Origin of the sequence: Bacillus gaemokensis (assembly GCF_001590835.1) — a bacterium.
GTDB classification, from domain to species: domain Bacteria; phylum Bacillota; class Bacilli; order Bacillales; family Bacillaceae_G; genus Bacillus_A; species Bacillus_A gaemokensis.
Genome location: NZ_LTAQ01000056.1, coordinates 45,874 through 69,117, shown reverse-complemented (window position 1 = coordinate 69,117; position 23,244 = coordinate 45,874). Strand labels below are relative to the sequence as shown.

The window sequence follows — 23,244 nt, the reverse complement described above, 5'->3', positions numbered from 1 at the left end:
CGGATTTTGGAGACCAGATTCATATTGCGAAGGTTAATGACAGATATGTACTCATGATTGAGGCGGATACACTTACGTTTGAGAAAGGCTTCTCTCCTATTGAGTTTCTGAAGCCGGACGAGTTGCAAGATGTGATTGAGCGGATTGAAAAGAAAGCTTCAAGCCCATATGAATACAATAATGATAATGACGGAATTGGTGACGCCTAGGTTACTCATTTATATGCAATCTAACATATAAAAATTAAAAACTAGACAGATACGTAAAGTTTCCATTGAACATTTCGAGCGCTTACTATTAGCGCTCTTTATTATTGTTACAGTCATTATTTATCCAGATTTACATTCGAACACTTGTTATGTGATCCCTTCTCCATTTCAGTTAAGAATCTTAATTGTCGCTCACCTTTCTTCACCGCTGTACTGAAGTAATTTTGTAATAGCACCAATGTCTTATCCTCAATATAATATCTTTCTAATATATTCCTCCATATATTACTATTTACAAACGTATCCCAAGTAAATGGAATATGTTCGTTTTCCTTTAATGCTTTAAATACCCATCTTTTCATCTTCTTTTTTGCTTTTTCGGTTAATACTCCACCCTTCATAAGTACAAGCTCTTCATTTCTCTTATAACACTTATAGATATCTTTTTCCTTACATACTTTAAGAAAGATATTCGCGGTGTTCTTAGCATCTGCAAACGCACGATGCTGTTTTCCTTCCCAATCCAAAGCAAATTGTTCTACTGCCAACTTTAAACTCGGCGTATGTATGAATAATTCTTCATATGCTTGAAATACAAACTTCTGCAAATCAAATCTTTTTTCTCGTTCAAGGCACGGACATTTTACTCCATGCAGTTCACAATCTTGCTTGAGAAATCTATAATCTTCTTTTCCCCATGAAACAAACGTATAATTCTCTCCAATAAAATGAACAAATTGCTCCATTACTTGTGGAAATTTATCTACTCCTATTAGATCTTGCTTTGTAATTCCTGTTAATTTTGTTGTATGACGAGTTAGAGGTGCACTTGGTTTAACAAGTGCAGAAAATTGCCCATTCATACGCATTGTACTCGCTTCTATTTTAATTGCACCAATATCGACCACTTCCAATGGATCATGTGATTTATACGGCCGAAAATTCCGTTCAACATCCAATACAATATAATATTTAGGTTCATTCAAATTACATACCTCTTTCTTCCTTATCTTATTTTTAATACTAATATACAATATAAAAGAGGTTCATTTTTAATTATATAGTCCCCACTGGGCAAACACATTAAACACAATTTATAAAGTGAGACCCTACATCAACAATGGGACTTTTACTGGAATCTATCCCTCTCTTCTCTCTGAATTTTGAGGTGAGAGCCTTACTTCCCAAGAATAGCGGGATAAAAATACATTTGAGTGTCATTAATATAAAATAGAAGTATAAAAATTTTAAAATTCAGATATTTTTTATCACAAGTATATAGAGAAGCCTCTCATACATACTAAATGTAAAAGTTAATCAAATCCAATAAAAAAAGAGAAGGGAGATCCCTTCTCTTTTCGTTCAATTACTTCTTAACTACGTTAGTAGCTTGTGGTCCACGGTTACCTTGTTCTACTTCGAAAGTAACTTCTTGACCTTCTTCTAAAGATTTGAAACCTTCGCCTTGGATAGCTGAGAAATGAACGAATACGTCTTCTCCGCCTTCAACTTCGATGAAACCAAAACCTTTTTCTGCGTTAAACCATTTTACTTTACCGTTTTGCATGAAAAAATCCTCCTACAATGTACCTATATGTACATATTAATTTTCGACCACTTTACAACAACAACAAAGACATTAAAAAACTGCAACCGCAAAGGAGATTTAACATTGCTATCCTCCTCTGAAGTTACAGCTCATTTAAATCTCTATATTATTAAAAGTAAAATGGTTTATAGTTACTATATCATATCAATATAATAAAAGTAAAGTCGATTTTATTATTTTTTATATCTTACACAATTTTTTTCTTCCAATGCATCATTTTCGATTCTCCCGATCCAGCTACAACATATCCTTCATTTTGATTTACAATTCGCCAACCATGCCCTTTAATGGATCCACACGCTTTTACCATACCCTCTTCTAAAGAAACACGGCAAATTTTGCTGATTCCAGTTTTATTTTGTGTCGAAGTTGTATACAAAACTTGTTGGTCTACACTTAAGTCTAAATAGCTGCTCGCATTTTGTTCACTTTGACATGTATGCCAACTATTTTTTTTATATTTAATTATCTCATCTATTTCACAAAACGAAATATTACCACTCTTCCCTCGGCATGAACCACTTGCCGCTACCAAGTAAGAATTATGTAATGTCAAGGCAGAAATCATTTGATTCGTTGCTACTTTTATTCTTTTCAGCTTATGATTTTGTAAATCAAACAGCCAAATACCACCATATTTAGCATGAATCTTTGTACCAATAAATACATAATGTTTGTATAAAAATAACGAACGAATCGATGGTGCATCAGTGCCATAACAAAGAAAGGGACGTATGGTTTCCCATGTAGAGCCAAAGTTGTTAGAAAAATACAACGTTTTATCCCCATGTGCAACAACGGTTCCACTCTCATTACTACATACATTCCAACTCGTTGCTTTTGTTGGAAAGCGCTGGATAGTCCAATTGTCACCACGATCCATGCTTCGAATGAAGATTCCTTCGTCTCCTACACCATAAATTACATTACCATTGCTATGTAAATCACGAATTCTTTTTTGAAACCCATTTAAAATTTGTTTCCATTCTCCATTCTGTTCAATAAATAGGCCATCATATGTCGTAGCTAACATGAGTTTCCCATCATCCAATTTCGTTACAGCAGTTGCACTTAACATTGTTTCCACGATGACACTCCCATTCCTAGAACTTTTCGGCAAAAGCGATTGCAAAGTTACTACATTTCTCGATATCTTCTTCCTCTTCTGGAGCTAATTCGATTTTTAAACCTTCTTGTACAAGCTCTGCTCCTCGTTCTACAAGGCGTTCTTCAAAAATTGTTACCGCTTCACAAAATTGCTCGTAAGCTGTATCACCAGATCCGAACACAGCTACCTTTTTCCCTGCTAAATCTACACCTTCTAAATCATCATGGAAATCTTCCGCTTCAAATGGTAATTCTCCATCTCCCCACGTATAAGATCCTAAAATAATACCATCATATTCTAGCAGTTCTTCTACGTCCATTCCTTCCATTTCCTTCAATTCCACCTCATGATGAAGTGCATCTAAACTCACTTTAATTAAATCAGCAATACTTTCTGTATTTCCTGACATACTTGCATATGCTATTAAAATTTTCGCCATGTCGACCTTCCCCTTTTACAATTGATTCTCATTCTCATTATATTAATAATGAGAATCAATTTCAATTGATTTTTTCGTTTTTCTTTCACTTAAGGATCACTTTAAATGTCACATTCTGTTGTAACTTCTTATTTGTTCTTGACCATAGTCTAAAGATCTGTTTATTAGCAAATAAAAAAGCACGAATGAACAAAATTGTCATTCGTGCTTTTTTAACTTACTTTTTAAAAATACCAAATGGTTTCCCTACTGGTAATACAACTTTTCCAAAGTGTGTATTTAATACAGCTGCCGCTGAACCATAGAAAGATAATAATGAGATACATAGTTCAGAGTACGCTGCTAAATTATGCATTGCATGTGGCATAACACCTAAAGTACTAAATGAAAGACCGATAAATAAGAAATCAATAAGTACAAAAATCATAAATAATACTTTATGCGTTTCCATTGCACCAATTGTCATAAAGATCGTAAAAATGAGGTATCCAATAAAGGCTACACCAAGTTGTTTCGGATCTACAGACTGTGCTAATTTTTCGCCAAACACTCCAAGTTGAATTAACCATGACGTCCCAACACCTAACCAAAATAGGCCATATGCACCAAATGCAGTTGTACCGAACGTATTGTTATGCTTTGCATCATGAATACATGCAAAGAGTTGTGCAAACCCTCCTAAAAAGATTGCCCAAGGCAGTACAAATGAAACGCCATCTGTTAGTCCTAACTTTTGGGATGATGCTACAAGTGTTACCATTGCTAATCCAAATAGACCAATTCCAGATGGATCTGCTGTTGTCATTTTCACATGATGTGTAGTTTGATTACTCATAAAAACCTCCTGATTTTGAACACATACTTGAATACAATACTGAAATCAGAAGGCTATGTCAATGGTTTTTATTGTATGTTGTCAGACTTCATATTTTTGTAACAATAAGAGATTATTTCTGCTACTTTATACGGTTTAACATTTAAGCTTAGTAACTCTTTTAAAGGAATCCAAACTGGAAGATATTCTCCTCTTTCAATAGATTTAAATTCCTCACCGTTTCCAGTACCAAAAACACCACTGATTATGCGTGTATGATAAAAAAACTGCGTACCATTATATTCATACTTTGTTACAAGCTTTTGTATTTCAACATGTACTCCTAACTCTTCATATACTTCACGTATTGTTGCTTCTTCTGGCGTTTCATATTCTTCAATTCCTCCACCTGGAAATACAAAATACACTTCATTATTTCGAATACGCTTTATGAGCGCAATCTCATTTTCTTGCACAATAATAGCTGATCCGCGATTTCGAATCATGCTATTATCTCAATTCCAATCGCAACGGTGCCCCACTTCTGTTCTTGTTCTTTTGTATATATTTCATATGTACTTGCTAGCATTTCTTCTAAACTCCAGTTAGCACAGTCCAACAATTCTTTATCAATATCCTTATACATTTCTTGAAATGTTACATAACATTTCAATCCTGTTACCTTTACACAAATTGTTTCTTTTGTCGTTAAATTTCTAAATTCAATCTCATCACCTGTTTGTATATTCCGACGTTTCTCATCATACAAGCGCACTTCAAATATCTTTTTTCCAGATTGAATAGATTGAAATGGTTCATCGTATAATCCCATTTTATGTATCATGTATTCCTCACCTCGGCTTATTATATCACGAAAAAACTGGACAATATTTCTATAGAGAAAAAAACTCCTCACAGGAGGAGTTTTTTCTTACTTACGACATCTTTGCTGCAAAAAAGGTAAGCAGACACAAGGAATTTGTTCAAAGCAACCCAGATTTGACAAGCAAATTTGCTCCAATGTTGGTACAAACGGAATGATTACCTCATTCGTTGTGATCATTTGGATAACAGGTGGTAATACCGACCCTCTTGGAACCTCAAAACGAATGCTCGCCTCATTTATATAACTACTTCCACCAGCAGGGGCACGTTCAACTACTACTTGGAACGAGACTGTAACTACTTCACTTGGAGCCAAATCTCCAATTACAAAACCGGTTACTGGGTTTCGTAACCGCAGTACGCCATTAATTGTTACACTTCCAGGTATAAACCTGACGCTGCTGTTCAATAAATCTTGGAAAAAAATATTTTGTATTGCCACATCTCCTTCATTACGTATTACAGTCGTATACGTAATGACATCTCCAATGGTCGCCTTTTGACGATCAGCGGTTTTGAGTGCTGTTATTATAACGTTTGGCTCAATAAATGGAACAACAACTGTATTACTATCACTTTCAATTTCTATTGGTGGACGGTTTGGATTTACTGTTGCTATTCCGCTCACAACAGCTGTGTTTCGAATTGGAGAATTGGCTGCTTCTCCTACTACAAGAACTTGGAACGCAATAATCGCGGCATCGTTTGGCTCTAAGTCATTAAGCGGTATACCTGAATTCGGATTTGCAAAAGGTACTGGTATATCGTTAACTGATACTGTGCCATTTAGAAATATTGTATTTGGATCTATCAAATCGGTTAATACAACATTCGTTACAAGCACTGTACCATCATTAATGACAGCAATTCGATATGTGATTACATCTCCTACCATCGCTACCTCGAAATCTGCTCCCTTAGCAATAAACAAAATTGCTTCATTTACTGTAACGACAACTGTATTACTCGTACTCGTTACTATAACCGGTGGTTCGCCCGGGACTAAAGTAAATTCTCCATTTACAGTTGCAACATTACTTATTGTCCCACCATCCGGTACACTTACAACTTGCACTTGAAAAGTAACAATTACTTCAGAACCTGAATCAATATCTGGAAGTTGAAAACCTGTTTCTGGATTCAAACCAATTTGTTGTATATCATTAATCGTTACACTATTTTCTATAAATTCCACACTTGCTGATAAGCTATCTATAAATTGTACATTCGTGGCCAAAGTAGTCCCCGTATTTTGAATCGCCACCCTATAGGTTAACGTATCACCCACCCCAACTACAGTTTGATCTACTTCTTTCACAACATTTAATCCAGGGCGATTAATATTTGTTATCTCAATGTTACTGAAACTAGTTTCTGTTATCGGTGGCCCTATCGCACTCACTTGAAATGTTGCTGTAATACCAGCGATATTTAGAATTACATCCCCCTCTGGAATACTTGTAACTTGCACTTGAAAGGTGACAATTGTAAAATCAAACGCTGGTATATCTGGAAGGGAAAATCCTACGAATGGATTCAATCCACCTTGCGGAACACCATCAATTTCAACACTATTTTCAATAAAAGTGGTTCCTTCTGTTATTACATCTATAAATGTCACATCAGTTGCTGGAACTGTTCCAAAATTGAAAACTACGATTCCATATGTTAAAACATCCCCGACAGCAGCAATCTCTCGATCTACCACCTTAATGGGTAAGACAAAGGCAATATTAATGAATGTAGCAACTGCATTTGTTGTAACGGTTTGAACATCCCCTGAAGTAAACGTTACATTACCAGCGTTCAAAATGACAAGTTCTTCTGGAATTGATGTAATTTCGACTTGGAATGTAACTGTAATACTAGTTCCATCATTTAAAAGCGGAGTCACGAGAAATTCTGTTTCTGGATTAAGCCCTGGTTGCACAAATCCTCCAATTGTGACGCTATCAGGAACAAATGCTGTTCCAACTGGAATAGTATCTTGAAAGAATACATCAGTAACAGGACTACCTCCTACATTCGAAATAACAATCATATAAGTTAAAATATCGCCCACTCCAGCTTCAGTCGCACTTACACTCTTTTCTGCAACTATATCCCCTGGAGAGGGCATTGGAATTCCAACAACCGTTGTATTACTTGGGGTTGTCGTTGTAACTGGTGGCTGACCGGGATTTAATTGAAATGTTCCTGTCACGGACGCTTCATTTGTTACGATTCCGATTGATGAAGGGGCAATGACTGTTACATTGAACTGAACATTAATAGTACCTGCCGGTGGAATATTTGGTAATGAAAAACCTAGATTTGGATTTGCTCCAGGTTGCAGCACTCCATTTATTGTCACACTATCTGCGACAAATATAGTTTCCGATGCAATTGGGTCAATGAAAATAACATTTGTCGCTTCCACTGTTCCTGTATTTCGAATTGTAACTGTATACGTAAAAGTGTCACCAATTAACGCCTCAGAAACATTTGCTACTTTTTGTACATTAAGTGTCCCTGTATTTATTCTAGTAGAAACATTATTACTAGGTGTCGTCGTTGTAACTGGTGGCTGACCGGGATTTAATATAAAGCTGGCTGTTACTGTTGCTTGGTTTACCACATTCCCTCCAGACGGTACATTTACAACTGTTACTTGGAACTGAACTGTTACTGTACTGGCTACCGGAATATCTGGAAGAGCAAATCCTAATGCTGGATTTGCTCCTGGCTGCGACACCCCATTAATTGTCACGCTGTTTGCAACGAATGTTGTTCCAGGTGGTATCGTATCTTGAAAAAGAACATTTGTTGCCGTTACCGTTCCTGTATTTTGAATCATTACAGTATAAGTTAACGTCTCTCCTATTCCTGCCTGAGTTATATTTACTTCTTTTATTACATTTAAGTCCCCTGTATTAATCTGCGTAACAACTGTATTTGACTGGCGATTAATTGTTACAGGTGGCTGATTGGGATTAATAATAAAATCAGCCGACACACGACCACTATTTGCAACCGTCCCTCCTGAAGGTACTGATGTAATCTGCACTTGAAACATGACTATTCTCGTACTACTTGGCGAAATATCAGGAATAGAAAATCCTACTCCAGGATCAGCTCCTGGCTGTGATACTCCATCTACTGTAACACTATTTGCAATAAGCACGGCTCCAGACGGAATAGTATCTTGAAAAAAGACGTTTGTAGCATTTACATTACTAATATTTTGAATTTCAATCGAATAAGTGAGAATATCTCCAACCGTTGCATTTGCAGCGTTTACTGCTTTCCTTACACGAATATCTGCAACATTAACCTGCGTGGATACCGTATTACTTGTTGCTTGACCTGAAATCGGCTGACCTCCAGGTGTTATTGTAAAATTAAAAGTTGCACTCGATCGATTAGGAATTGGATTTGTAAGTGGACTGGAAGTTATGCGAACTTGAAAACGAACAACTATTGTTTGCGAAGCTCCTACACTACCAATATTAATGCTATTTGCTGGATTCGCCCCTGGTTGCGCTATTCCATTCACTGTTACGCTACCTGCTATAAAAGTTGTTCCTTCAGGTATGCTATCTACAAACACAACATTATTCGCGGTCACATTTCCAGTATTCGTTATACTAGTTGTGTATGTTAGCACATCATTGATCGTTGCTATTTGTAGATCGACTACTTTTTGCAAACTTAAAACCGCACGATTGACTGTTGTCTGTACTGTATTAGATACTGCTGTACTTGTTGTAAGCGGACTTCCTACAAAAGGACGGAATTGATACGTTACCATTGCTTCGTTTGGAATCGGATTTGGTGTCGGAAACGATGTAACTCGCACTTGAAACGTAACAATTCTTGGCGTGCTGTTAAAAGGTATTGTTCCTAAATTAATTCCTACTGCCGGATTTGCACTCGGTTGTACAACTCCCCCCACAGTAACACTGCCAGAAATAAAAGTTGTGCCATTCGGAATCGTGTCCCGTAATATAACATTTTCAGCATTTGCCGTTCCCGTATTTGGCACCGTGATTGTATATGTGAGAGTGTCTCCTACACTAGCCACTGTTCTGTCGACAGCTTTAACTGGATTAATAATCGGTCCAGTCGCATCAATTTGCACACCAAATCCAGCGCCAGCATACCCATCTCCATTCGTAACAAAACGAACAGTTGCTGACGTTTGATTATTTACCAATGATGCCGAAGCATTTACATTCGTAATATCCCATCCCTGTCTTCGAACAGGTAAAGCTGTTCCTAACGGTTGATTTAAATTCCCAAATGTACCGGTTGTATCTAAATTTCCAGTATCGTTACAAATTTGAGATTGGAAGAAGTTATTCGCTGGATTTTGTGGTCCTGATAAAGCCACTGTAGTATTTGCAGTTGGTCCAAAACGGAGCTGGTCTCCGACAATATTAGAATCTCCTTCTTGCGCAGTAACAAGTACTCTTCCTGTTACCGGACCTGTTGCTGGTGTAGCAAATCCCGAAATCACTGCATCAACTGGTGGTGATGATGCATCAATAATTTCTTGACCAGCATAAACGGATAAATTTCGAAGAGGTAAATTCCCATTTTGATAAATAACTTCAAGCGTCCATCCTACTGAACGACTAATCGTCGGATTTGCAGCTGTTCGCGCAGCCGGCACACTTCCGGTTGTATATGTTCCTCCTCCACTAACAAGATTCGTTACATTTGCTGAACGAACATAATAAAACTGATTTCCTACCGACCCTTGCTGAGCAGTAGCCGGATCTGGTGTAATAGAGAATGTCCCTGCAGGTGTTATAAATGTAACAGCATCATTCAAAAATGCTGAAACATCCTCGATATCAGTTTTAAATGTTCCCGCCCAAACTAGTTCTGCATATAAAATATTACTTCCAGCTGGAATGTTTAAAATTGCACTTGAAGAATTTTGAGGCCAATTATTTGTTGTACCTGCCGGAAATCCAGGAACTTGAAGGGATGTATTTATCGTTGTAAATACATCAATGGTACCAAAGTTATTATTGGGCGCTGGCGATGTTGGACTTAACCCTAATGTATTCCCAGTAAATGTGACGGCACCAGGAACTGTTGTAGTGAAACGATTCATAAATGGCACAGCATGATCTCCTTTCATTTAGAGTAAAAAGTGCTCTATACTATAAGATGTAGACAAACTAGACAAGGTACGTTGTCCAAAAAATTATATATATGAGAGGAGTTCAATAAACTATGCGCTATGTTATTGTAACAGGCACTTCACAAGGGTTAGGAGAAGCAATCGCTACACAATTATTAGAGGAAAACACACAACTCATTTGTATTTCTAGAAAGCAAAATGAAAAGCTCATTGAAAAAGCAAAAGAAAAAAATATCTCTTTCGCATTCCACTCAATTGATTTACAAGATGTACATAACGTAGAAACTCATTCTGAAACAATCTTTTCATCGATCCAAGCAGAAAAAGTTTCATCTATTCATTTAATTAATAACGCAGGCACACTCGCGCCAATGAAACCGATTGAAAAAGCGGAGAGTGAGCTTTTGATTGCAAATGTGCAAATTAATTTAATTGCGCCAATGATTCTTACCTCTTCTTTTATGAAACATACGAAAGATTGGAAAGTAGACAAACGCATCATAAACATTTCTTCAGGTGCTGGTCAAAAACCATACTTTGGATGGGGAGCTTATTGCACAACGAAAGCTGGTGTAAATATGTTTACACAATGCGTGGCTACAGAAGAAGCGGAGAAAGAATATCCAGTAAAAACAATTGCATTTGCACCGGGCGTTGTTGATACAAGTATGCAGCAACAAATTCGTCAAACAAACAAAGAGGACTTTACAAATTTAGATCGCTTTATCGCTTTAAAAGAAGAAGGACAATTACTTTCTCCTGAATACGTCGCTAAAGCTGTTGTTCATTTGTTAGAAACTGAGGATTTCGACCAAGGTGGCATCATTCGAATTGATGAAAAATAGTTTTATAGCAAAAGGCTCGCTTGTATGCGAGCCTTTTATGTTATCGGTTCTAAAAATACTAATACAGATTCCATTATTTGTTGGTATCCTACCTCTTGATAAACTTTATTCGATGTTGGATTGGCCAAATCAGTATATAAAGTAGTTGTATCATAGCCCCTATCTAACATAAGTTGACTTAAGGCAGCTACACAGTTAGAAGCATGGCCTTTTTTACGCTCTTCCTTTGGCGTATATACAAAATTCACTGTAATGTTAGTCTTAGTTGGTCTTGTGATGGCAGCTATTGAAACTAAACGACCGTCTACTTCCCACCCAAATAATCGCTTTTCTATTACTAATTTATTTGCAGTTTGTTTTGCTTCATCTTCTGTCGTAGGCAAGTGAACATCTTCACAAAATTGATATACCCACTTTTCAATTAATGGTTGTTCCACACTCTTTACCTGACGAAAAACACCATAATCTTCCCATTTCCTCTTTACTTTTTTTAGTTCATAAACACCTTGATTCATGCGAATAAAAATCTTCTTTTTTTCGATTTTTGCTATTTCTTCTGATAATTGTTTAACTACTCGCTTTTCACCAATAAATCCAGATATATCTGGATACACGTTTGCTAATTGTTTTGCTATCTCTTTTATCGTTTCTTGTGAAGCATGAGATTTTGCTACAATTACTTGCTCCTGCTTTGTTTGCAGTAAAATGAGTTCAATTTTCCCATTTTGTTTTGCCGTAGCCATAAATATGAGCGTTTGCGTGGACTGTAATATCCCTAATAATAAATTATTTTCTTGTTCATATATTTCTAAAATAGGAACAACATCCCGCTTAAAAGTAGAAACATTCTCATATAGCTGTAATTCAATCATCGCCAATCTCTTCTTTCTATTTATATTTAAATAAGGTATTGGCGATTCATTCATTAAATCCTTCTTTTACAATTCAATGATATTTAAAACTATTGTTATTATTTCTTTTTCAACTTGAAAAATCCGTTGTTTTTCCTTTTTAAATTCCGTCTCTTCTGTTACAAGCCATTCTTTCCTTTTTTGAATCATTCGTTCTATTTCTTGTTTACTTGTTCCACCATAAACTGTTCTTTTTTGTACAAATGCTTCTGGCGATATAATATTCTTCCATTCTTTTTCTGTGAGCGCTATATTAAACTTTTCATGTAAATATTCGTTTAATTCTATGAGATCTAGTTCATACAACTCTTTTTTCTGTTCATGAGACATAGTTGCTATTTCACTTGCCGCATGATGAGCATGCCGAAATGGAATATTATATTCTTTTGTTAAGACATCTGCAAAATCTGTTATTGTAATCGCGTGTTTGAACGAACGATTTTTTAATATTGTTTTTTCTACTTTCATTGTCCGAATCACTGCATTCATAATACTAAAGACACGAATTGCCTTTTCTATTCCTTCATACAAGTATGGTTGCAAGTCATCTTCTGTATCCACGATGTCTCCAAACGGTGTATTATGAATCATTTGAAATACAGTGAAAGCTTCTCCAAGCGCTCCACTAGTAAGTGCACGAGCATGCTCAATAGAAACTGGATTCCGCTTTTGCGGCATAATACTACTGATTTGTACATATGGTTTTGCAACAGTAATCCCATTATATTCTTTTGTTGCTAATAGTAAGAAATTTTGAATCCACCTACTGGTATTTGCCATTGTCACCATCAGTGATGAACTCATTTCTAATAAATAATCTGCACCCGCAATTGCATCGTAAGAGTTTTCAATAACAGTTGAAAAACCAAGCAAATCTGCAACTCTCTGTCTGTTAATAGGAAAACTTGTCGTAGAAAGCGCTGCTGCTCCCATTGGCGAACAATTCACAAGATGATACGTCTTCCAAACTCGCTCTAAATCTCTTTGCATCGTATCATAAACTGCTAATATATAATGGCCAAACGTCGTTGGCTGAGCAGGCTGAGTATGTGTATAAGCAGGCATAATCGTTTCCATATGTTCATCAGCAAACTCTAATATACTGTCTTGCAAAAGAATGAACTGCTCCATAAAACGCAATAAGTAGCGTCGTAAACTCATACGATACATCGTCACTCCCATATCATTGCGACTCCTGCCAATATGCATATTACTTACAAAATCATAATTTGCTTCTTGGGCAATTAAATGTTCTATTAAAAAAAAGAGATCCTCATGCTTTTTTTCGTACAGCAGTTGATTCTTTGGAATTTGTGCAACTTTCTCAAGCGCTGTTAAAATCACTTCCGCCTCTTCTTTTTTCATTAAATTTTGCTCCGTAAGCATAATAACATGAGCTCGATGGACCATGAACATATCCTGTAACAAATAGTCTCGTTGAAATTCAAATACATGCTGTAAAATACAATTCACATAGGTTCTCCCAGGGAAATCAGCGCCTTCACCTTTTATAAATTCTTCTTTACTCCTTTTCATCACCCTGTCCCCTTTCGCCTAGTTATTACTAACCATCATACCCATCAGTTCTGAAAAGGTGCTTGTATGAAAATAAACCCGATGCTTTAGGCATCGGGTTTATTTAATAACAGTTGCATCATATTTATCACTTTGTAACACCTGAAAATGTAAATTCAACAAATGCTTACGTAGTTCAGCACTATCATCCTCATCTAAATGATTTGCTAAAAATACAATTTCTGTACAGTTTCCAAGCTTATCTGTAGCATACACTGCTTTCGCTAATGTCCATGGTGTATAACCATTTTTCTGGCCTGCATGTCGAAACGTCTTACGATATTTCTTTGCACTCATATCCGTTTCAACGAGATTTGCCCACTCTTTCTTTTCAAGCTTTGTAAAGCCATTTTTATGATTTGCCTTTTGAAGTAAAGCCATGTAATCATTTGCTGATGCAGCTGGCAACCTATCAGACCATATTTTTTCATATTTCCCATCAAAATATAGCGGAATTTCTTTCTGTAATAACGGGCCTTTTTCTTTTAATCGATCATGAATGATCATGGCATAACGACGATATTGTTCTGGCGACATTTCTTTTAACTTTTTCTCTAATTTATCTTTCGGGACATGTAATTCTTTATGCAAGTACCCTGGAATATACAAAGATGAAACGATCGGGAATAAGGGTTGGTGCAAAGGAAGTGATAAACTTTGTAAATTTTGATTAATATTGTCTAGTCCAAGGCGTTCCATTAAATATTCCGTATTCGTATTTGAACTAAACTTCATCATTCCTTTTGCAACTTCTTCTAAGGTAACTGCATTTTCATCTATTTTTCCCTTTCGTTGTAAATATCTTTGCCATCGATCTTGCACACCACCGTCTGCATTCGGGACATAATAACGATTCACATCATCAATGGAGACAAAACTAGCTGGATCAATTTTCCCTTCGGTAACTTGTTTCGCAAATTCAAATGCAACAATTAATTTCATCGTACTCGCAACCGGCAATACAATATCTGGATTCACAGAATAAACAACTTTATCATTTCGTTTTATTAATAGGGCACTATTTTTTTCGTCTTTATGTTCTTCAACATATGAAGCGATATACTGTGCATCATCATTATTCGAACTCCAAACTTTTCCCACTAAAAAGTTACCCGATATTAGCAATACAAAAATACCTAAAATCCCTGCACATACTATACCTTTTCTCAAGTGAATTTCCTCTCCTATTGTGTAACTTTTTATCTATTTTATCTCATTATAAACAAAATAATAGAGGTGATTATCTAAATAATCACCTCTATTATTTTAACTTGTAATCTCCTATTATGTCTATGTCATAATTCGCACGAAATCCTCAAGAAACTTCTTATAATGTAACGACCAACCAATTCGCACCCAATTTTTTAACGCTTTTGCATCCGGTTGCGGGCGAAAATCAGCAATACTTTCGCCTTTAGCAACCCCATCTGTGTCCACTTCAACGCGGCGATAAACATATTCTAAAAGAGATGGATTTGCAACTGCCATCATCGTCACAACATCATGCACAGGACTCCCAGAAATTTTAGGATTTAGTTTTTTATACGCCTTATAATAGTAACTAAAAATCGGTTCAATTAACTTTTTAAAACTTGTTTTTGAATGCTTTGTAATATACTTCACTGTCTCTGGTGTTATAATTGCTTCAGCAGTTACATTAAGAGGAATTAATGTAATATTCTTTGCATTTTGCATGACTAATTGAGATGCTAATGGATCACCATGAAAGTTTGCTTCTGCCACAGGCGTAACATTGCCTGGCATCAAAAAAGCTCCTCCCATTATATAATACTCTTTCACATATTTCATAAGTGGTTTTTCTAAAATAAATGCTGTCGCTAAAGTAGTTGACCTACCAGCATCCACAATAATAAGCCCTCCTTTATACCTTTCAAGAATACGAAAAAACTCACAGAAAGGTTTGACATTTGGCGAAATTGTTTTAGGTGGTCGAATTGGCCCTAGTCCTTCTGTCCCATGAATTTCTGGATAATACGTTGTGAATTCTCCAGATAAAGGGATTTTCGCTCCATTAATAACTGGTATATCTTCTCTTCCTGCTAATTTTAATAAATAAGCTGCATTACTTGTCGCTTTTTCTTGTGTTACATTCCCATATCCAGTCACAACTCCGACAATCTCAATTTCAGGATGTAACAAGCCATACATAATAGCTAATGAATCATCAATACCCGGATCCCCTAAAAACAGAACTTTCTTCATGATTCTCAACTCCATCCCATCAATTGTTATTACTCTATGAATGGACAAAAAATGTAGCATAAAAAACACAAAATTCATCCCACATTAACGGACAGTAGGAAGATAGATGGGGAAAATCGCCCGTCAAAACTCGATTCGTGAGGGCTAACCGTCAATGAGAGCTGTAGCCCTCATTAATAAAAATTCCATTTTATTACATCAACCTTTGTGAACAAAAGATGAATTATTAATAAGAATTTTCTATTTAATTTATTTGTTCAAATTTCGTCCATTGTGATTCGATTCACAAAAATACATAATAAACTTGTAAATACATTTTATTATGTAACGGAGGGATTTATTATGTTTATTGATTTTTTACGTAATGATAAAAAAGCATTATTTATTCTATTACCTCTACGCTTATATTTAGGATATACATGGTTATCTGCCGGCCTTGGGAAACTTTTCGGTCAATCATTTGAAGCAAGTGGATTTTTAAAAGGCGCAATTGTAAAAGCAAGCGGTGATCACCCTGCCGTTCAAGGCTGGTGGGCTGATTTCTTACAAAGGTTTGCTTTGCCATATGCCGATTTATTTAGCTTTCTCGTACAATGGGGAGAAATTTTAGTTGGACTCGGACTCCTTCTAGGAGGTCTTACAAAAACCGCTACATTTTTCGGTGTTATCATGAATACTGCTTTTTTATTAAGTGGGACAGTGAGTACAAACCCAAATATGATGCTATTATCCATTCTTATTTTAGTAGCTGGATCTAATGCCGGACGCATTGGTCTAGACGGAATTGTTTTCAAAAAATTCCCCCGCAGAAATCACGACAATCATTATCCAACTTATTCTGCCAAGAAATTTGTCTCATGAAATAACATAAACCTTATTCTAACAATAAAAAACGTAGCTCTTCTCACCTGTCGAAGAGCTACGTTTTTTTATACTTCCTTTTATAATTCTTTTTTCTCAGTCAATACACTACCAATTATATAAGCAATAAACGCGAAGCAAATCGGAAAGACGACCGTATGTATACCAAATGGATTTGGGAAACATAGATGGAACGTCATGTAGGAACCTACTCCTACAAGAATAGATGCAAGTGCACCAACTGCATTCCCTCTTTTCCAATATAACCCTAAAACAATTGGCCAAATAAAAGCAGCTTCTAAGCCACCAAAAGAAAATAAATTCAACCAAATTAAGAAATCCGGTGGGTTAATAGCTGCTACGTATACAACTAAACCAACGATACCAGTAATCCATAAGCTTCCTTTTTTCACAACTGTATCTGTAGCATTTTCATTCACGTAGTTCACATATATGTCTTTAATAATTGAAGAACTTACAAGTAGTAATAGTGAGTTTACCGTTGACATAATTGCTGCCATTGGTGCAGCCAAAAAGATTCCTGCAAGCCAAGGTGGTAATACTTCCATCGCCAGAAGCGGCATGACTTTATCAGGTACAGTTATACCCGGAAGTACTACGCGAGCAAATACACCTGTTAAATGCATACCAATCATAATTGTACCAACAACAATCGTTCCAATGATTAGAGCTTGATGCATTGCCTTTGAATTTTTATAAGACATCGCACGCACACTAATTTGTGGTAACCCAACAACCCCTACACCAATTAGAATCCAAAATGACGTGACATACGTTTTCGTTAAACTACCATCCGCTCCAAACGGCGTAATTAAATTTGGATTGATTTGGATAAGTTCATGCATGATCTTTTCAATTCCGCCACCTGCTATTACCGTAGCAATTAGAATAATTGTTGTACCCACTAGCATAATCATACCAAGTAATGTGTCAGATAAAGCAACCGCACGGAATCCACCAATTAAAACGTATACGAGTACAGAAAATGTAAAAAGAAATAAAGACGTTGTATACGAAAGCCCTGTTAACGATTCAATTAACCTTCCGCCACCAACCCACTGTGCAACTGTTGCGGAAAATAAAAATATAATAATGCATAATGCTGAAAGAATGACTACCGCTTTATGATTATATCTTCCTTTTAAATAATCAATAAGTGTAATAGCCTCCATCTTTCTTGCAATAATTGCAAACTTTTTACCAAGGACTGTCAAAACGATATAACCCGTTACAACTTGAATCGCTGACAGCAGTACCCAACCAAGCCCCATATTATATGCAATACCAGGACCTCCGATAAAGCTACTTGCACTACCGTACGTAGCAATCATCGTCATAGCTAAAAGTAACCCACCTAGCTCGCGTCCCCCAAGAAAATACTCTTGTAAAAACTTATTATGAGCCGTTTTTTGTACACGCCTTGATGCATATACACCGATTAAAAATACAATGATAAAAGAAATTACCATTGGAATTAGTACATACCAGTTCATCTATCATTCCTCACTTTTTTCTTCCTCATCGAGTGAAATATCTTGAAATACAAAACGTACAACTAAAATAAGAAGCATGACCATTACAATAAACCCGACTATACAACTATAAAAAAACCACGCAGGAAAACCTAATACATATGTATATTCATTCGGATTCTTACTACCTAGCCCATAAGCAAATCCATACCAGATTATAAAATTAATAATAGCGAGTCCCAGACCTATTAACGCTTCTCTATGGGCAATTCGAAAACGCGAATCATTATGATGATCCTTCATTTTATCCCTCCTCTCACGATGTATAATTGTACCATTGTTTTTCTAGTTTTTCCTACTATAAAAGATAAGTGTGCAGGAATTTTTGCAAGCATGAGGAATCCATTCTTTATTACATATTTTTTACAATTGTAACATAAATGAAATTTGAATTTTCAGTCTATGTTATTTATGATTTAAATTAGAGGCCTTTCACCTAGTTTCTTTTACAACCCTATTACAGGAATAAACGCCGTCTCGTACTGCGTTTACATTATATTTTCAAGGGGGTTATACAATGAGTCAACTAGCTGTAAATCTTCATGAAAAGGTAGAGAAATTTCTACAAGGAACAAAAAAATTATATGTGAATGGAGCTTTCGTCGAAAGCGCTTCCGGTAAGACATTTAAAACTCCTAACCCAGCAACTGGTGAAACACTTGCTATCGTTTCCGAAGCTGGTCGCGAAGATATTCATAAAGCAGTAGTCGCAGCAAGACAAGCTTTCGACGAAGGTCCTTGGTCACGTATGAGTGGCGCAGAACGAAGCCGCCTCATGTACAAGCTTGCAGATTTAATGGAAGAACATAAAGAAGAATTAGCACAGCTTGAAACATTAGACAACGGAAAGCCAATCCGTGAAACGCAGACAGCAGATATTCCGCTTGCCATTGAGCATATGCGTTATTACGCTGGCTGGGCTACAAAAATTGTCGGTCAAACAATCCCAGTCTCCGGTGAATATTTTAACTATACGCGCCATGAAGCAGTTGGTGTTGTTGGACAAATTATTCCATGGAATTTCCCGCTTCTTATGGCTATGTGGAAGATGGGAGCTGCACTTGCAACTGGCTGTACAATTGTACTGAAACCAGCAGAGCAAACACCTCTTTCCGCTCTATACTTAGCTGAATTATTTGAAGAAGCTGGATTCCCAAAAGGCGTTGTCAACATCGTACCAGGATTCGGTGAAACAGCTGGACAAGCTCTTGTTAATCATCCTCTCGTTGATAAAATCGCATTCACAGGTTCCACTCCTGTCGGTAAACAAATTATGCGACAAGCATCTGAAACATTGAAACGAGTTACATTAGAACTTGGTGGAAAATCACCGAACATTATCTTACCAGATGCTGATTTATCTCGAGCGATTCCAGCAGCCCTTTCTGGTGTTATGTTTAACCAGGGGCAAGTATGCTGCGCAGGATCACGCTTATTTATTCCTAAGAAAATGTATGATAATGTTATGGCCGACCTTGTCCTATATTCCAAAAAATTAACACAAGGTGCAGGACTTGATCCTCAAACTACCATTGGGCCTCTTGTTTCCGAAGAACAACAAAAACGAGTTATGGGATACATCGAAAAAGGAATTGAAGAAGGTGCAGAAGTACTTGTTGGTGGAAACAAACCATACGAACAAGGATATTTCGTTTCTCCAACTGTATTCGCAGACGTAAATGATGAAATGACAATCGCGAAAGAAGAAATTTTTGGTCCTGTCATCTCTGCACTACCGTTTAATGATATTGATGAGGTAATTGAACGCGCAAATAAATCTTCATTTGGCTTAGCTGCGGGTGTATGGACAGAAAATGTCAAAAACGCACACTACATTGCAAGCAAAGTTCGTGCAGGTACAGTTTGGGTAAACTGTTATAACGTATTTGATGCAGCATCTCCATTCGGGGGCTTTAAGCAATCTGGCCTTGGCCGTGAAATGGGATCCTATGCATTAAACAACTATACTGAAGTGAAGAGTGTTTGGGTAAACCTGAACTAGCTGAAAGAGCCTGACTAATGAAGTCAGGCTCTTTTCTCATTTTAAAAATGGCACTCGCACTTTCCCTGCATCAAACTTGTAATCCACCACTCACATTTAATACCTCGCCTGTAATATATGAAGCATACTCTGAAGCTAAAAAGGCTGCTGTATTTGCGATATCTTGTGGCGTTCCAATTCGGCCAGCTGGAATTGCACCAATCATCTTCTCTTTCACTTTATCTGGTATTGACTTCGTCATATTTGTATCCATAAAACCTGGACAAATGGCATTACAAGTAATACCAAACCCTCCTACTTCTTTTGCTGCCGTTTTTGTTAATCCAATGACACCAGCTTTCGTTGCAGCATAATTCGCTTGCCCAATATTCCCTTCCCTACTAATTGAAGAAATATTAATGATACGTCCAAATTGTTGTTGCCTCATATAAAGAAGGGCTGGTTGCATACAATAAAATACACCCGTTAAATTCACCTGCAATACTTGTTCCCAGGCTGCTTTCTCCATTTTGTGTAACATTGCATCCCTTGTAATCCCAGCATTATTAACTAAAATATGTAATTCCCCAAATGTTTGAACAGCATATTCAATTAATGATTTCGCTTCGTTTTGGTTACTTACATCACAAGCATATAAACTCACTTCATATCCTTGTTCTAAAAATTCATTTGTTGTTTCTCGTAACCTCTCTTCATTCACATCACTAATTAGCACCTTTGCCCCGAGCTTTGCAAACGTACAAGCAATTTCTTTTCCTATCCCTTGTGCAGCTCCTGTTACAACAGCTGTTTTCCCATGTAAAAAGTCCATTTCTCTCCCCCATTTCTATCGCTTATACTGTATATTTCGGCTTTTCCCTTTCCAAATCCTTTTTGTATGAAAAAGTCTATTTGTGTCAAACTAAGGTTGCAACACATCATAAGCACAAGGAGATTGTGTCGAATGAACAAAAAGCAATTAGGAAAAAAACAAGCTTCTGATGGCATCGATGTAGAGTTCTCTCGTGAACTCGCTGACCATAATGACTTAGAAGCAAACGCACGTGCAGATGCCGCCGATGCACGTCAAAAACGTCAGTCAACAGAAAAGGAATAAGATACTCCCTAGCCTCTTATTCCTTTTGCAATTGGGCCCTACCTACTACCCATACAAATAAACCGAGAAATTTTCTCGGTTTATTTTCTATATTTCTTTATATAATGCGCAAAAGTAAGTAGCGGGTATAAGTGATGATAACTATGATAACGAATATAAAACCCATCTGGTAACCCTGTACCTGTAGGATATTCTTGATGCTCAGTAGAATGCGCAAGTAAATAAGAAATTCCTTTTCGAATGGCTGGTGTTTCTGAATCATAAAAAGCAATTAACGCATCAAGCGCCCACGCTGTTTGCGATGGTGTACTAAAAGGTAACGAAACAAACCTTTTTTCTATACTACTTCGGCAAGACTCACCCCAACCTCCATCACGGTGCTGCGTACTCTCTAACCATGCAACTGCCTTTTGTAAAGCAATGTCAGTAGAAGGGACTCCTAATGCACGTAAACCTGTGAGTGCCGCCCAAGTACCATATATGTAACACACCCCCCACTTTCCATACCACGCCCCATTCTTCTCCTGTGCATGTACTAACCATCTAATTGCTCGATTTTTTTGATCATTTGTTAATTCATCTGGAGCATACGTTCCAAAAAACTCTAAAACTCTACCCGTAATGTCTGATGTAGACGGATCAGTAGTCATGTCCCCTGAGTTATCAAGAGGTAAATGAGTTAAAAATTTGCTTGTTACGCCTCTTTCAAAAGCCGCCCAACCTCCATCAATATTTTGTAATCCTTTCACCCATTCAATACCTTTTTTCCAAGCTTCTTCTACTTTCTGATTTCCTTTCGTACTTCGTGCTAGTGCTCTAAGTACAGCTGTTGTATCATCAATATCAGGAATTGTCGTATTAATCTCTGAAAACCCCCAGCCTCCAGCATCAAGTAACGGGGCATGTGCACTCCAATCTTTTTTCTCATGTTGTTGCTTTTGTAGCAAATATTCTGTTGCTTTTTGAATTATATGATTATCTTGAGATACATTCGCTTCTTGTAGTGAATAGCTCAGCAAAGCTGTATCCCATACGGTAGATGGTGAATTTTGCAAATGGCTTCCAAGTTCCATATTCCATATATAAGATTTCAATCCTGCCACTGCTCTATTGATAACTGGAGACTGAACCGTATGCCCTAAGGCGAGTAATGCATAAATCATATAAAATGTAGCACTAGCATAACTGTATAATGTGCCGTTTTTATCAATTCGCTCGACCATAAAACGCTCTGCTTCTTTATATCCTTTATGATGCAAGGACAACGGATAAGCTAAAAATTTTTTCACATCCCCAATCAATGTTTGAAATATTGGAGAACGTTCTTCACGAAACCACTGCGTCTTACTTCCTCCTGTAATATGATCTAAATTAGGAAGTATTTTTTTTGATACAGTAAATCGTTTATTCATACAAATCATCATCGGAATCAAGTGAATACGTGCAGAACTACTTAGCTCAAATATACTGAGGGGAGAGTCTTCAGGTAAAAATAGAATTGGAGTTGGAAAGTGAAACAACGAGGGATATTCATATTCTCCATGAAGCGCTAATAAAAACTTCGTCATAAAGTGAGCCCGTACAATCCCTCCCCGCTCACGAATAAACGCTGCAGTTCTCTTCATATTTATATCTTCTTTTGTATACTTTCTAGAAGCAAGTAAAGCGGCGTATGCATGAATTGTCGTTGACAAGTTACCAACAGGTTCATCTTCGTATAACTTCCAGGTTCCTTCGTTTGTTTGAAGAGATGCTAGTCTTACCACAAACGGTTCTATCTCTTTATCTTGGCCTAATAACCTGAGTAAAAAAATCATATGGCAATCTGTTAATGGTGAACCTTCAAAACAAAATCGCCATGTTCCGTCTTGCTGTTGCATCGTTCGAAGTGCTGTAATTTTCCGTTCGACTTCCTCACGCACTTTTTCATATAATAACACCTTCTTCACCCACCCTTTCTAAATCCGTATACGATATTCC

20 protein-coding genes and 1 pseudogene are annotated in these 23,244 nt (G+C 36.8%); 5 read left to right on the top strand and 16 right to left on the bottom strand.

Annotated elements, in window-relative coordinates; genetic code table 11:
• Nucleotides 1-209: DUF3898 domain-containing protein (locus AZF08_RS23445; RefSeq protein ID WP_153019592.1), on the top strand; the 209-nt coding region annotated here is incomplete at its 5' end.
• A 116-nt stretch (nt 210-325) separates the two neighbouring features.
• On the opposite strand, the gene AZF08_RS23440 is transcribed toward AZF08_RS23445, so the two are convergent.
• From AZF08_RS23440 to AZF08_RS23405, 8 genes and pseudogenes are all read right to left on the bottom strand, one after another.
• Nucleotides 326-1,195: an exonuclease gene (locus AZF08_RS23440; RefSeq protein ID WP_033677820.1), complete on the bottom strand. Its 870-nt coding sequence runs from the start codon at nt 1,193-1,195 to the stop codon at nt 326-328.
• 380 nt (nt 1,196-1,575) lie between these two features.
• Nucleotides 1,576-1,776, bottom strand: coding sequence for a cold shock-like protein CspB (gene cspB / locus AZF08_RS23435; RefSeq protein ID WP_033677822.1), 201 nt, complete (start codon nt 1,774-1,776; stop codon nt 1,576-1,578).
• 229 nt (nt 1,777-2,005) lie between these two features.
• Nucleotides 2,006-2,905 carry a hypothetical protein gene (locus AZF08_RS23430; RefSeq protein ID WP_033677823.1) on the bottom strand — a complete coding sequence of 300 codons (900 nt, stop codon included), beginning with the start codon at nt 2,903-2,905 and terminating at the stop codon, nt 2,006-2,008.
• A 16-nt stretch (nt 2,906-2,921) separates the two neighbouring features.
• Nucleotides 2,922-3,365 (bottom strand): flavodoxin, encoded by a 444-nt coding sequence (locus tag AZF08_RS23425; protein WP_033677824.1) that lies wholly within the window; start codon nt 3,363-3,365, stop codon nt 2,922-2,924.
• 217 nt (nt 3,366-3,582) lie between these two features.
• Nucleotides 3,583-4,200 carry an acetate uptake transporter gene (locus tag AZF08_RS23420; RefSeq protein ID WP_033677826.1) on the bottom strand — a complete coding sequence of 206 codons (618 nt, stop codon included), beginning with the start codon at nt 4,198-4,200 and terminating at the stop codon, nt 3,583-3,585.
• A gap of 68 nt (nt 4,201-4,268) precedes the next feature.
• Nucleotides 4,269-4,685 (bottom strand): NUDIX hydrolase, encoded by a 417-nt coding sequence (locus tag AZF08_RS23415; protein ID WP_033677827.1) that lies wholly within the window; start codon nt 4,683-4,685, stop codon nt 4,269-4,271.
• Nucleotides 4,682-5,023, bottom strand: a complete 342-nt coding sequence (locus tag AZF08_RS23410; RefSeq protein WP_033677828.1) for an ASCH domain-containing protein — start codon at nt 5,021-5,023, stop codon at nt 4,682-4,684. Before AZF08_RS23410 ends, AZF08_RS23415 begins: the two co-directional genes overlap by 4 nt.
• A gap of 225 nt (nt 5,024-5,248) precedes the next feature.
• Nucleotides 5,249-10,177 (bottom strand): annotated as a pseudogene (locus AZF08_RS23405) (beta strand repeat-containing protein); the annotation flags it as partial.
• Between the two features lie 113 nt (nt 10,178-10,290).
• On the opposite strand from AZF08_RS23405, the gene AZF08_RS23400 reads away from it, so the two are divergent.
• Nucleotides 10,291-11,043 (top strand): (S)-benzoin forming benzil reductase, encoded by a 753-nt coding sequence (locus AZF08_RS23400; RefSeq protein ID WP_033677830.1) that lies wholly within the window; start codon nt 10,291-10,293, stop codon nt 11,041-11,043.
• A gap of 35 nt (nt 11,044-11,078) precedes the next feature.
• Here the strand turns inward: AZF08_RS23400 and AZF08_RS23395 are convergent, their stop codons facing one another.
• The 4 genes from AZF08_RS23395 to AZF08_RS23380 form a co-directional block, all read right to left on the bottom strand.
• Complete coding sequence (locus tag AZF08_RS23395) at nt 11,079-11,915, bottom strand: GNAT family N-acetyltransferase (protein ID WP_033677831.1); 837 nt, start codon at nt 11,913-11,915, stop codon at nt 11,079-11,081.
• A 66-nt stretch (nt 11,916-11,981) separates the two neighbouring features.
• On the bottom strand, nt 11,982-13,490 hold the full coding sequence (gene argH / locus AZF08_RS23390) for an argininosuccinate lyase (protein WP_033677832.1): 1,509 nt from the start codon (nt 13,488-13,490) through the stop codon (nt 11,982-11,984).
• A gap of 99 nt (nt 13,491-13,589) precedes the next feature.
• A complete protein-coding gene (locus AZF08_RS23385; RefSeq protein ID WP_033677833.1) occupies nt 13,590-14,699 on the bottom strand; it encodes a serine hydrolase in 1,110 nt (369 codons plus the stop codon).
• 120 nt (nt 14,700-14,819) lie between these two features.
• On the bottom strand, nt 14,820-15,800 hold the full coding sequence (locus tag AZF08_RS23380; protein WP_153019591.1) for a nucleoside hydrolase: 981 nt from the start codon (nt 15,798-15,800) through the stop codon (nt 14,820-14,822).
• Nucleotides 15,801-16,094: 294 nt separating this feature from the next.
• Here AZF08_RS23380 and AZF08_RS23375 point away from each other — a divergent pair, with 294 nt between their 5' ends.
• The gene (locus tag AZF08_RS23375; protein ID WP_033677835.1) at nt 16,095-16,613 is read left to right on the top strand and encodes a DoxX family membrane protein; all 519 of its coding nucleotides are present in this window, start codon (nt 16,095-16,097) and stop codon (nt 16,611-16,613) included.
• 80 nt (nt 16,614-16,693) lie between these two features.
• Here AZF08_RS23375 and panF read toward each other — a convergent pair whose 3' ends face one another.
• Both panF and AZF08_RS23365 read right to left on the bottom strand, forming a co-directional pair.
• Nucleotides 16,694-18,127 (bottom strand): sodium/pantothenate symporter, encoded by a 1,434-nt coding sequence (panF, locus tag AZF08_RS23370; protein ID WP_033677836.1) that lies wholly within the window; start codon nt 18,125-18,127, stop codon nt 16,694-16,696.
• A gap of 3 nt (nt 18,128-18,130) precedes the next feature.
• Entirely contained in the window at nt 18,131-18,409 is a 279-nt protein-coding gene (locus AZF08_RS23365) for a YhdT family protein (RefSeq protein ID WP_033677837.1), read from the bottom strand.
• Between the two features lie 274 nt (nt 18,410-18,683).
• On the opposite strand from AZF08_RS23365, the gene AZF08_RS23360 reads away from it, so the two are divergent.
• A complete protein-coding gene (locus AZF08_RS23360; RefSeq protein WP_033677838.1) occupies nt 18,684-20,168 on the top strand; it encodes an aldehyde dehydrogenase family protein in 1,485 nt (494 codons plus the stop codon).
• 70 nt (nt 20,169-20,238) lie between these two features.
• Here the strand turns inward: AZF08_RS23360 and fabG are convergent, their stop codons facing one another.
• Nucleotides 20,239-20,979 (bottom strand): 3-oxoacyl-ACP reductase FabG, encoded by a 741-nt coding sequence (gene fabG, locus AZF08_RS23355; protein ID WP_033677839.1) that lies wholly within the window; start codon nt 20,977-20,979, stop codon nt 20,239-20,241.
• A gap of 132 nt (nt 20,980-21,111) precedes the next feature.
• Here fabG and AZF08_RS23350 point away from each other — a divergent pair, with 132 nt between their 5' ends.
• Nucleotides 21,112-21,264 (top strand): YfhD family protein, encoded by a 153-nt coding sequence (locus tag AZF08_RS23350; protein ID WP_033677840.1) that lies wholly within the window; start codon nt 21,112-21,114, stop codon nt 21,262-21,264.
• 80 nt (nt 21,265-21,344) lie between these two features.
• Here the strand turns inward: AZF08_RS23350 and AZF08_RS23345 are convergent, their stop codons facing one another.
• Nucleotides 21,345-23,204 carry a terpene cyclase/mutase family protein gene (locus AZF08_RS23345; RefSeq protein WP_033677841.1) on the bottom strand — a complete coding sequence of 620 codons (1,860 nt, stop codon included), beginning with the start codon at nt 23,202-23,204 and terminating at the stop codon, nt 21,345-21,347.
• Nucleotides 23,205-23,244 lie beyond the last annotated feature (40 nt).

Excerpts from the sequence above, each read along its gene's own strand:
- AZF08_RS23415 (WP_033677827.1), bottom strand. The coding sequence starts at position 4,685 with ATGATTCGAAATCGCGGATCAGCTATTATTGTGCAAGAAAATGAGATT.
- AZF08_RS23365 (WP_033677837.1), bottom strand. The coding sequence starts at position 18,409 with ATGAAGGATCATCATAATGATTCGCGTTTTCGAATTGCCCATAGAGAA.
- AZF08_RS23350 (WP_033677840.1), top strand. The coding sequence starts at position 21,112 with ATGAACAAAAAGCAATTAGGAAAAAAACAAGCTTCTGATGGCATCGAT.
- AZF08_RS23375 (WP_033677835.1), top strand. The coding sequence starts at position 16,095 with ATGTTTATTGATTTTTTACGTAATGATAAAAAAGCATTATTTATTCTA.
- argH (WP_033677832.1), bottom strand. The coding sequence starts at position 13,490 with ATGAAAAGGAGTAAAGAAGAATTTATAAAAGGTGAAGGCGCTGATTTC.
- AZF08_RS23395 (WP_033677831.1), bottom strand. The coding sequence starts at position 11,915 with ATGATTGAATTACAGCTATATGAGAATGTTTCTACTTTTAAGCGGGAT.
- panF (WP_033677836.1), bottom strand. The coding sequence starts at position 18,127 with ATGAACTGGTATGTACTAATTCCAATGGTAATTTCTTTTATCATTGTA.
- AZF08_RS23360 (WP_033677838.1), top strand. The coding sequence starts at position 18,684 with ATGAGTCAACTAGCTGTAAATCTTCATGAAAAGGTAGAGAAATTTCTA.
- AZF08_RS23420 (WP_033677826.1), bottom strand. The coding sequence starts at position 4,200 with ATGAGTAATCAAACTACACATCATGTGAAAATGACAACAGCAGATCCA.
- AZF08_RS23410 (WP_033677828.1), bottom strand. The coding sequence starts at position 5,023 with ATGATACATAAAATGGGATTATACGATGAACCATTTCAATCTATTCAA.
- AZF08_RS23400 (WP_033677830.1), top strand. The coding sequence starts at position 10,291 with ATGCGCTATGTTATTGTAACAGGCACTTCACAAGGGTTAGGAGAAGCA.
- AZF08_RS23425 (WP_033677824.1), bottom strand. The coding sequence starts at position 3,365 with ATGGCGAAAATTTTAATAGCATATGCAAGTATGTCAGGAAATACAGAA.
- cspB (WP_033677822.1), bottom strand. The coding sequence starts at position 1,776 with ATGCAAAACGGTAAAGTAAAATGGTTTAACGCAGAAAAAGGTTTTGGT.
- fabG (WP_033677839.1), bottom strand. The coding sequence starts at position 20,979 with ATGGACTTTTTACATGGGAAAACAGCTGTTGTAACAGGAGCTGCACAA.